The sequence below is a fragment of the Streptococcus sp. SGI.013 genome, from assembly GCF_050315295.1.
Taxonomy (GTDB): domain Bacteria; phylum Bacillota; class Bacilli; order Lactobacillales; family Streptococcaceae; genus Streptococcus; species Streptococcus porcorum.
Genome location: NZ_JBNPOS010000003.1, coordinates 88,406 through 97,152 on the forward strand (window position 1 = coordinate 88,406; position 8,747 = coordinate 97,152).

The window sequence follows — 8,747 nt, forward strand, 5'->3', positions numbered from 1 at the left end:
TAAAGGAGACACTATGGGGTGGTGGAGAGAAACGATTGATATTGTAAAACAAAATGATCCAGCAGCGAGAACAAGCTTGGAGGTTCTCTTAACTTACCCTGGTGTCAAGGCTTTAGCGGCCCATCGCTTATCCCATTTTTTGTGGAATCATCATTTTAAACTACTGGCTAGAATGCACAGTCAATTTTGGCGTTTTTGGACCAATATTGAAATTCATCCAGGAGCTCAGATTGCACCGGGTGTTTTTATTGACCATGGTGCCGGTTTGGTGGTTGGTGAAACCGCTATTGTTGAGTCAGGTGTCATGCTTTATCATGGTGTGACGCTTGGAGGAACAGGAAAAGATGTCGGTAAGCGCCATCCGACAGTCCGAAGAGGCGCCTTAATCTCTGCCCATTCTCAGTTAATTGGTCCTATTGAGATTGGAGAAAATGCTAAGGTTGGAGCGGCCGCAGTAGTCTTGTCTGATGTGCCAGCTGATGTGACAGTGGTTGGCGTTCCTGCTAAGGTGGTCCGTGTTCATGGGCAAAAAAATGAAACTGCTATTAAAACGATTGAGCAAAGGCGTGAAGAAAGTTATCATTCTGCTAGGCTTTAAGCTATTTTAGGTGATTAAGATGATTTGGAAAAATTATTGGATCAATATTTTGACAGTTGGGTTAGCTTTGGTGTTGATGCTTTTACATTTTAAAGATCATCAGTGGCAACTTGGTTTGTTTTGGCTTGTTTTTTCTGGGGCAAGTGTAGCTTTAGCCTTTGTCAAAAAGCGTAAACTAGATCATCTTGTAAAGGATGATGAAAGAGGATAATAAGAGATGACAATAAAAATCTATGATACCTTAACGCGTTCCCTACGTGAGTTTTCTCCTTTGATAGAAGGGCAAGTTAAGATGTATGTCTGTGGACCAACGGTTTATAACTATATTCATATTGGTAATGCACGTAGTGTAGTGGCTTTTGACACTATCCGTCGTTACTTTGAATACCGTGGATTTGAAGTGGCCTATGTTTCTAACTTTACAGATGTAGATGACAAAATTATCAAAGCGGCAAATGAAGCAGGTGTGACAACTAAGGAATTGTCAGACCAGTTTATTGCTGCATTTAAAGAAGATGTCAAAGCTCTAGGAGTCAAGCCTGCTACTAGCAATCCGCGCGTGATTGATTATATGGATGAGATTATCTCATTTGTGGAAGAGTTGATTGAAAAAGATTTTGCCTATGTGTCAAAAGGAGATGTTTATTTTCGTGTGGCAAAATCAGACAACTATGCAAAGTTAGCCAATAAAACTTTAGCTGATCTGGAAGCAGGTGCTTCTGGACGTGTGGACAATGAGGCTGATTTGAAGGAACACCCCTTTGATTTTGCACTTTGGAAGACTGCTAAAGCAGGTGAAGTCTCATGGGAGAGCCCTTGGGGAGCTGGGCGTCCAGGTTGGCATATCGAGTGTTCTGTAATGGCGACAGAATTATTAGGAGATACTATTGATATTCATGGTGGCGGTGCAGATCTTGAATTTCCGCATCATACCAATGAAATTGCACAGTCAGAAGCAAAAACAGGCAAAAAATTTGCAAATTATTGGATGCACAATGCCATGCTTAACATCAATGATGAAAAGATGTCCAAGTCACTAGGTAATTTTTTGACGGCTCATGACATGCTTCAAGAAATTGATGGGCAGATCTTACGCTTCTTTTTGGCTACTCAGCACTATCGTCGCCCTTTAAATTATACAGACAAGGCCATTCATGATGCGGAGGTAAATTTGAAATACCTCAAAAATACTTACCAACAACCCTTTACGGATAATACCGATATAGAGGCTTTGGATCAGTATATTTCAGCCTTTACATCAGCCATGGATGATGATTTTAATGCAGCTAATGGGATTACAGCAATTTTTGATATGGCTAAGTGGATCAATTCAGGTCACTATACTGAGGCTATCAAAGCAGCATTTGAGAAAATGTTGGCTGTATTTGGCATTGTCTTTGAAGAAGAGGAACTTGATACTGATATTGAAAGATTAATTGAGGAGCGTCAAGTAGCGCGTGCCAATCGTGATTTTGCAACTGCTGATCGCATCCGTGACCAATTGGCAGAAAAAGGGATAAAACTTCTTGATACCAAAGATGGTGTGAGGTGGACACGTGATTGATGTCAAATTGATTAACGGCATCGCCCTGGCTTTTGAGGGAGATGCGATCTATTCCACCTATATTAGAAAGTATTTGATCTTTAAGGGGCAGACCAAGCCCAATCAATTACATCGTGAGGCTACAAGGTATGTTTCTGCCAGAGCACAAGCTTACTTAGCAACTCAATGGATGACACAAAACCTTTTGACAGAAGAAGAAGAAGCAATTTACAAGCGTGGCCGTAATGCTACTAGTCATACAAAAGCAAAAAATGCAGATGTGATTACCTATCGGATGTCCACAGGCTTTGAAGCCGTCATGGGCTATCTTCACATGTTAGAGCGTATTGAGCGTTTAGAAGAGTTGATTCAGTGGGCAATTCAAACGATCGAGTCACAAGAAAATGAAACGAAAAACGGATGATAAGCATCCGTTTTTTTTGTTTTTGTAATATTTGTAATAATTTGTCATAAAAAAGTAAAAAATCTTGTATAATTGCTTGAAAAACGCTTACAAAGGTATATAATAGAAGTATAAAGAGTACTAAAATGAGGAGGAGAGAATGATGAAATCACGTAGATTATTTGTAACATCTTTAGCTACTATGGCTTTGTTGGCTGGAAGTCCGTCAGTTGTGGCTTTTGCTGATAATGCTACAACTTCTGATACAGCATCTATGGCAACTGTTACCACTGATAATGTGAACTTTTTGATTGAAACAGTAAGTGAAAACGATCGGACAAAAATGATTGTTACCTTACCTAGCGCCCTAACTGCTGGTGGAAATCTTAAGGTAGATTTGCTAAATAGTTCAGGTAAAGTGGTTTCTGACATCACTTATGCTGTTCCAAAAGGTAGTACCACATTTAATTTTTGGTTTACAATGAAAGGAATGCCAGCAGGGGATTATGTAATCAAGGCTAACCTAGATGAAGCAGGTGTGGGATTACGTAGTGGTACCACTATGTTTACCTATCAACCTACAGCAACATCAACTACAGCCAGTTCAGAAGTAGCCAGTCAGTCTAGTTCTACTGTGGCTTCTGCATCTGTCAGTGATAGTGTTGCGACATCTACTAGCACTGTGGCAAGCTCTGAAAGTCAAGCGGTAGAAAGTTCTACCTCTACTAGTGTGGCCGCATCAGAAAGTGTTTCAGCTAGCCAGGTCGCTTCTGAAAGTCAATCAACTCAAGTGGCTACTAGTACCTCAGCTAGCCAAGCTGCTTCTGAAAGCCAATCAACTCAGGTAGCTGCTAGCACTTCAGCTAGTCAATCCACTGCAACATCTACAGCCGCTACTAGTACAGCTTCTTCAACTTCAGAAGTATCAGCAAGTCAACAGACTGCTAGTCAATCTGCAGCTAAAGTCAGCGCATCAAGTGTTAGCGAATCGACTAAAGGAGTTGCCAAATCTGTGACACGTGCGGGTAAATCTGTTCTACCAAAAACAGGAGAAGAAACTTCAGTTTACCTTACTTATGCTGGTTTTGTTAGCTTCTTAATTGCAGGTCTTGTTGGTCTGTTTAAAACTTACCATCCAAAACATAAAATGTAGTTTAAGCGAGTCCTATCAAAAGATGATGCTTGAGCAGAAAGCTGGGGATTTTCTCCAGCTTTTTTAGAATGGATAGGCTTTGGAGCTCCTAGTGAGTTAAAACTGTGCTATAATAAGGGCATGGAACAAAATGATATCGTATATGGTGTGCATGCAGTGACAGAAAGCTTGCTTGCCAACACAGGAAATAAACTCTATCTACAAGATGACCTTCGTGGGAAAAATGTGGAGAAAATCAAACAACTAGCAGCAGAAAAAAAAGTTTCCATCTCTTGGACGCCTAAAAAAACCTTGTCTGAGATGACAGAAGGAGCCGTCCATCAAGGATTTGTTCTTCGGGTATCCGAATTTGCTTATAGTGAGCTGTCTGTGATTTTAGAAAAAGCAGAGCAGGAAGATAATCCCCTTATTCTCATTTTAGATGGTCTTAATGACCCACACAACTTCGGTTCTATCTTGCGAACAGCAGATGCGACTAATGTTTGTGGTGTGATTATCCCTAAACATCGTGCCGTCGGTGTTACTCCAGTTGTTGCTAAAACATCAACAGGTGCAGTGGAACATATCCCTATTGCTCGTGTCACCAATCTTAGTCAGACTCTTGATCAGCTTAAAGCAGCAGGTTTCTGGGTCTTTGGGACTGATATGGATGGCACACCATCACATCAATGGAACACGTCAGGAAAACTTGCTCTTATCATTGGCAATGAAGGCAAGGGGATTTCTGCTAATATCAAAAAACAAGTAGATGAGATGGTGACGATTCCTATGAATGGACATGTCCAAAGTCTCAATGCTAGTGTAGCAGCAGCCTTGTTGATGTATGAGGTTTTTAGAAATCGTGGCTAAGATGAAACGTCGTATTTTGATTGTTGATGGTTATAATATGATTGCTTATTGGCAAGAGACTAAGCACTTTTTTAAAACCAATCAATTGGAAGAAGCGCGTGACCTATTGTTGAAAAAACTGAGTCATTATGCTGGATTTGAAGAGTTAGAGATTATCTGTGTTTTTGATGCCCAATATGTCCCAGGTGTTAGACAGGTTTACGATCACTATCAGCTACAGGTTGTTTTTACAGAAGAAGGGGAAACTGCCGATGCCTACATTGAACGTTTGGTGGGTCAGTTTAATCGCCTCACGACGCGTGTATCTGTGGCAACCAGTGATTTGAATGAACAATGGTTAATCTTTTCCCAAGGAGCCTTGAGGGTTTCAGCCAGAGAGCTGGAAAAAGATGTTAACCAATTAAAAAAAGACGTTGCAAGCTTTAAAAAGGATTTGGACTTAACCAAGCCCCCTTTACGTCCTTGGAATGCAGACCAACTCGATCAACTGCAGGATATGTTAGATGAGTTGGGAAAATAATGATGATCACAATTAATTAATGGTTACGAAAAAACGGTTGGAAATGCTCCAGCCGTTTTTCGTTTCACGTTAAACACTATTAAAAAATGAAGCCCCAAATGGAAGGTTTAGTGCTTGTTTTAGATACGATATGCCAGAGGATAGTTTGATAGTGTAAACAAAAGATTTAATTTGGTGAAAAGTAAAAAAATCCTAGCAAATGACTTGACGATTGAGGTTAAATTTTGGTATGATTATAAGCGGTATTGTTTACCCCATTTGAAAGGCCCCGGAACCCTTCAAATAACTCGCGGACCGGAACATCCGCCTAGTAAACAAAAACGATTATATAGGAGAAATCATGAACAAAACAACATACATGGCTAAGCCAGGTGAAGTTGAACGCAAATGGTATGTAGTTGACGCTACTGATGTACCTCTTGGACGCCTTTCAGCAGTAGTTGCTAGCGTACTTCGTGGTAAAAACAAACCAACATTTACACCTCACACTGATACAGGTGACTTTGTTATCGTTATCAATGCTGAAAAAGTTAAATTGACTGGTAAAAAAGCAACAGATAAAATCTACTACACTCACTCACTTTACCCAGGTGGATTGAAACAAATCTCAGCAGGTGAATTGCGTTCTAAAAATGCTGTTCGTTTGATTGAAAAATCTGTTAAAGGTATGCTTCCGCACAACACTCTTGGACGTGCGCAAGGTATGAAATTGAAAGTATTTGTAGGTGGTGAGCATACACACGCTGCACAACAACCAGAAGTACTTGATATTACAGGTCTTATCTAAGAGGAAAGGAGCATCTAAGTAATGGCACAAGCACAATACACAGGTACTGGTCGTCGTAAAAACGCGGTTGCACGCGTACGTTTGGTTCCAGGTACTGGTAAAATCACTATTAACAAAAAAGATGTAGAAGAATACATCCCACACGCTGACCTCCGTTTAGTTATCAACCAACCATTTGCAGTAACATCAACTGCAGGTTCATATGACGTTTTCGTTAACGTTGTAGGTGGTGGATATGCTGGTCAATCAGGTGCGATCCGTCATGGTATCGCGCGTGCACTTCTTCAAGTTGATCCAGATTTCCGTGATTCATTGAAACGCGCTGGTCTTCTTACACGTGACGCACGTATGGTTGAACGTAAAAAACCAGGTCTTAAGAAAGCACGTAAAGCTAGCCAGTTCTCTAAACGTTAAGAAACGGCTACAATACTGCATTTACAACACTTCATGGTTCACACCATGGGGTGTTTTTTTGATATTTTTTAGCAAAGTTCACACCACTTTTCACACCAAATTCACACCATTATTTTTTCAGATTTCGGTAGGCAATTTCTTCAACTATTTTGGGGATAGTGTCAATGACATTGATATAACCTTTAGTGGTCTCTGAATCACTGTGTGTAAGAGCTTCTGAAATTTGACTAAAAGAATACCCAGCCAATTTGGCTAATGAAGCAGCTGTGTGACGTAACATATGTGGTGTGGCATGAGCTAACTCAGAGTGACGTCTTTCGATAGATTTCATTCTATAATTTAAATAATCAATATGAAGTCGCTTATTAACACCTCCTTTTCTATCTTCAAAGGTAAAGACAAACTGTTTATTAGTTTGGCGGATTTTATATTTTTTAAGAATTGATTTTTGTTCTTCTTTCCATTTAGCAAGAATAGTCATTAAGAGATTGGAAACAATAAAACTTGTCTTTCTCTTACCTTTAGTAGATTTTACATTACCGAATCTATCTAGTGCCTGTACAATATAAATCTTATTGTTAGCAAAGTCAATATGTTTCCATTGAAGTGCATATGTTTCAGATTTCCTATCTGAAAGCAGAAAAGTTGTATAGAAAAGGGAATAATCCATATATGTTAGGTCACCATTATGCAGGTCTTCTTCAATAGCGTTAAGCCATTGAGGTAGCTCATGACTGGTTAAAATACCTCTCTTCTTCATCTTTTTCTCGCTCAAGATGATATTCTATTGTCTATGGCTTTATCTCATAAGAATTATTTTAGGCTCAATAAGCAAAAGTCGGTAGATGGTCGAGACCATTATTTTCATTTTCAGGTTACTTTGGATTCGGATAATAAGAATATTAGAGTTTTTCGGTATTTAAGTAGAACAGAATCAATAATTTAGGTCAGCAATGTGATATACTGAAATAAAAAATCTGTCTGACAAAGGAGATTGGGCTAATGGCAAAAAGTCAAATAATTAAAGATATAGCACTTGATAATATTTCTTTGGAGAGTGCTTTACATAGATTGTTAGTAATTACGTACTCCTTGAAAAATGAGGAGCTTCTTCTATGGATAGAAAGGGAGTTAAACGGATACTCAGAAGAACATACGATTCCTAACTATCGGAAGAATATATCATATATGATACTTTACACTGGCTTTAATGCTAGTACTCAAGTGACAAATCAGCCATTATCAGAATCATATTTTACTAAAGAAATTAGAGAGATTCTAGAGAATAGAGTTATTTTAGATGGAATAAATACTGTAGAAGAGATTTTAAAAAAAGATAGGGAGCCATCATATAATTTAATAGAATGCGCTGGTATGGTTAATAAGAATAGCAACGGATACATTAAATGTGTCAGATTAGAGCAAGTTTTAAGTAGAACAAATTTTTCTGAGTTAATCAGCAATGTAAAGTTTAGAATAATTGAAATTTTATTGGATTTAGAGCAAGAATTTGGTGTTTTAGATAATCTTGATATTGATACATCTGACAAAACTAAAGATGAACTAAGTAAAGTTAATGCTGAAATTACTAGAAAACTTTATTTTGATGGAAGTAGTGGGGAATTTTTTTAGTGGAAATTTTAAAAAACAAAGAAGTTTCTTTGCTCATAATTGGTGCTCTAATATCATTATTTTCTACTTTAATTGGATTTTTTGCTCAAACTTATTTTACGTATATACTATCAAATAGAGGAAAAGTTCATATCTACATTAAATCAGTTTATAATAAATCGACAAGGGAGGCGTGGGGATTTAGTGAATCACAAAGTGGGATGGTATTTGATGTTCCTTTGTGGATAGAATTGCACAATACAAAGTCAACTAAACAAATTATAAGAAATTTAAATCTATCCCTATATTATCGAAATAAATATATGTGTAATATGGTACAGGCAACTCATTATGATACTAAAGAAGGAAAAGAAAGCTTTGGAGATAATGGGTCATACTCTTTCTTATTAAACGGTAACGAAATCAAAAGATTCGATTTAGAATTTATTTTGCTACAGAAAGATTTTAAAGGTGAAGATTTTGATGAAGTAAGGCTATCATATTATGATACAAGAGATAAACATAAAGAAGTAAGCATTTTTAAGCTTAACTCTTCTTGGGAAGTAACAAATAATAAGATTGATGATGACTGGAGAAAGATAGTCTGAAAGAGTGATACTTAGTTTAACTTTCTGAAAAACAACTATTTTTTGGAAAGATGAATCCATTATCTAAAATAAATTATTTAACTTAACTGAATCTATAAAAGAAGTGATACCTCACTTCTTTTTTGTTGCTCATGTTTATATTTATTATAAGTTATATCATATATTCTATGTTCAAAAAATCTGTAGTAGAATTGAGGATAAAGGTTGTTTTTATAAAAACGATTATATTTTAATTAATTAAACATTTGACATTTTTTATAA

Annotated in this window: 12 protein-coding genes and 1 pseudogene; 12 read left to right on the forward strand and 1 reads right to left on the reverse strand. The window is 37.5% G+C overall.

Translation table 11 applies throughout. From position 1 onward, the window contains the following. The first annotated feature begins 13 nt into the window (after window positions 1-13). From cysE to rpsI, 9 genes are all read left to right on the forward strand, one after another. A complete protein-coding gene (gene cysE, locus ACQRDX_RS01470; RefSeq protein WP_354367581.1) occupies window positions 14-598 on the forward strand; it encodes a serine O-acetyltransferase in 585 nt (194 codons plus the stop codon). Window positions 599-617: 19 nt separating this feature from the next. Further along, complete coding sequence (locus tag ACQRDX_RS01475) at window positions 618-809, forward strand: hypothetical protein (protein ID WP_427894888.1); 192 nt, start codon at window positions 618-620, stop codon at window positions 807-809. Window positions 810-815: 6 nt separating this feature from the next. Further along, window positions 816-2,162 carry a cysteine--tRNA ligase gene (gene cysS / locus ACQRDX_RS01480; RefSeq protein ID WP_427894890.1) on the forward strand — a complete coding sequence of 449 codons (1,347 nt, stop codon included), beginning with the start codon at window positions 816-818 and terminating at the stop codon, window positions 2,160-2,162. Next, window positions 2,155-2,565, forward strand: coding sequence for a Mini-ribonuclease 3 (locus ACQRDX_RS01485; protein ID WP_354367587.1), 411 nt, complete (start codon window positions 2,155-2,157; stop codon window positions 2,563-2,565). The genes cysS and ACQRDX_RS01485 overlap by 8 nt, the downstream gene beginning before the upstream one ends. A gap of 139 nt (window positions 2,566-2,704) precedes the next feature. After that, window positions 2,705-3,697, forward strand: coding sequence for an LPXTG cell wall anchor domain-containing protein (locus ACQRDX_RS01490; protein WP_427894892.1), 993 nt, complete (start codon window positions 2,705-2,707; stop codon window positions 3,695-3,697). Window positions 3,698-3,817: 120 nt separating this feature from the next. Next, on the forward strand, window positions 3,818-4,546 hold the full coding sequence (gene rlmB / locus ACQRDX_RS01495; protein ID WP_427894894.1) for a 23S rRNA (guanosine(2251)-2'-O)-methyltransferase RlmB: 729 nt from the start codon (window positions 3,818-3,820) through the stop codon (window positions 4,544-4,546). Between the two features lies 1 nt (window position 4,547). Further along, entirely contained in the window at window positions 4,548-5,066 is a 519-nt protein-coding gene (locus ACQRDX_RS01500) for an NYN domain-containing protein (protein WP_427894900.1), read from the forward strand. Between the two features lie 340 nt (window positions 5,067-5,406). Further along, window positions 5,407-5,853, forward strand: coding sequence for a 50S ribosomal protein L13 (rplM, locus tag ACQRDX_RS01505; protein WP_354367593.1), 447 nt, complete (start codon window positions 5,407-5,409; stop codon window positions 5,851-5,853). Window positions 5,854-5,874: 21 nt separating this feature from the next. After that, window positions 5,875-6,267 (forward strand): 30S ribosomal protein S9, encoded by a 393-nt coding sequence (gene rpsI / locus ACQRDX_RS01510; RefSeq protein ID WP_354367595.1) that lies wholly within the window; start codon window positions 5,875-5,877, stop codon window positions 6,265-6,267. A gap of 109 nt (window positions 6,268-6,376) precedes the next feature. On the opposite strand, the gene ACQRDX_RS01515 is transcribed toward rpsI, so the two are convergent. Beyond that, window positions 6,377-7,027 carry a site-specific integrase gene (locus tag ACQRDX_RS01515; RefSeq protein WP_427894897.1) on the reverse strand — a complete coding sequence of 217 codons (651 nt, stop codon included), beginning with the start codon at window positions 7,025-7,027 and terminating at the stop codon, window positions 6,377-6,379. A gap of 15 nt (window positions 7,028-7,042) precedes the next feature. Here ACQRDX_RS01515 and ACQRDX_RS01520 point away from each other — a divergent pair. The 3 genes and pseudogenes from ACQRDX_RS01520 to ACQRDX_RS01530 all read left to right on the forward strand — a co-directional run. Then, window positions 7,043-7,213: pseudogene (locus tag ACQRDX_RS01520) on the forward strand (DUF5960 family protein); the annotation flags it as partial. Window positions 7,214-7,269: 56 nt separating this feature from the next. Next, on the forward strand, window positions 7,270-7,899 hold the full coding sequence (locus tag ACQRDX_RS01525) for a hypothetical protein (protein ID WP_354367597.1): 630 nt from the start codon (window positions 7,270-7,272) through the stop codon (window positions 7,897-7,899). Beyond that, entirely contained in the window at window positions 7,899-8,486 is a 588-nt protein-coding gene (locus tag ACQRDX_RS01530) for a hypothetical protein (RefSeq protein WP_354367599.1), read from the forward strand. Before ACQRDX_RS01525 ends, ACQRDX_RS01530 begins: the two co-directional genes overlap by 1 nt. The last annotated feature ends 261 nt before the right edge of the window (window positions 8,487-8,747 follow it).

What these genes read in the sequence shown, in the direction of transcription:
- cysE (WP_354367581.1), top strand. Translation starts at nt 14, where the DNA reads ATGGGGTGGTGGAGAGAAACGATTGATATTGTAAAACAAAATGATCCA.
- ACQRDX_RS01475 (WP_427894888.1), top strand. Translation starts at nt 618, where the DNA reads ATGATTTGGAAAAATTATTGGATCAATATTTTGACAGTTGGGTTAGCT.
- cysS (WP_427894890.1), top strand. Translation starts at nt 816, where the DNA reads ATGACAATAAAAATCTATGATACCTTAACGCGTTCCCTACGTGAGTTT.
- ACQRDX_RS01490 (WP_427894892.1), top strand. Translation starts at nt 2,705, where the DNA reads ATGATGAAATCACGTAGATTATTTGTAACATCTTTAGCTACTATGGCT.
- rlmB (WP_427894894.1), top strand. Translation starts at nt 3,818, where the DNA reads ATGGAACAAAATGATATCGTATATGGTGTGCATGCAGTGACAGAAAGC.
- ACQRDX_RS01500 (WP_427894900.1), top strand. Translation starts at nt 4,548, where the DNA reads ATGAAACGTCGTATTTTGATTGTTGATGGTTATAATATGATTGCTTAT.
- rplM (WP_354367593.1), top strand. Translation starts at nt 5,407, where the DNA reads ATGAACAAAACAACATACATGGCTAAGCCAGGTGAAGTTGAACGCAAA.
- rpsI (WP_354367595.1), top strand. Translation starts at nt 5,875, where the DNA reads ATGGCACAAGCACAATACACAGGTACTGGTCGTCGTAAAAACGCGGTT.
- ACQRDX_RS01515 (WP_427894897.1), bottom strand. Translation starts at nt 7,027, where the DNA reads ATGAAGAAGAGAGGTATTTTAACCAGTCATGAGCTACCTCAATGGCTT.
- ACQRDX_RS01525 (WP_354367597.1), top strand. Translation starts at nt 7,270, where the DNA reads ATGGCAAAAAGTCAAATAATTAAAGATATAGCACTTGATAATATTTCT.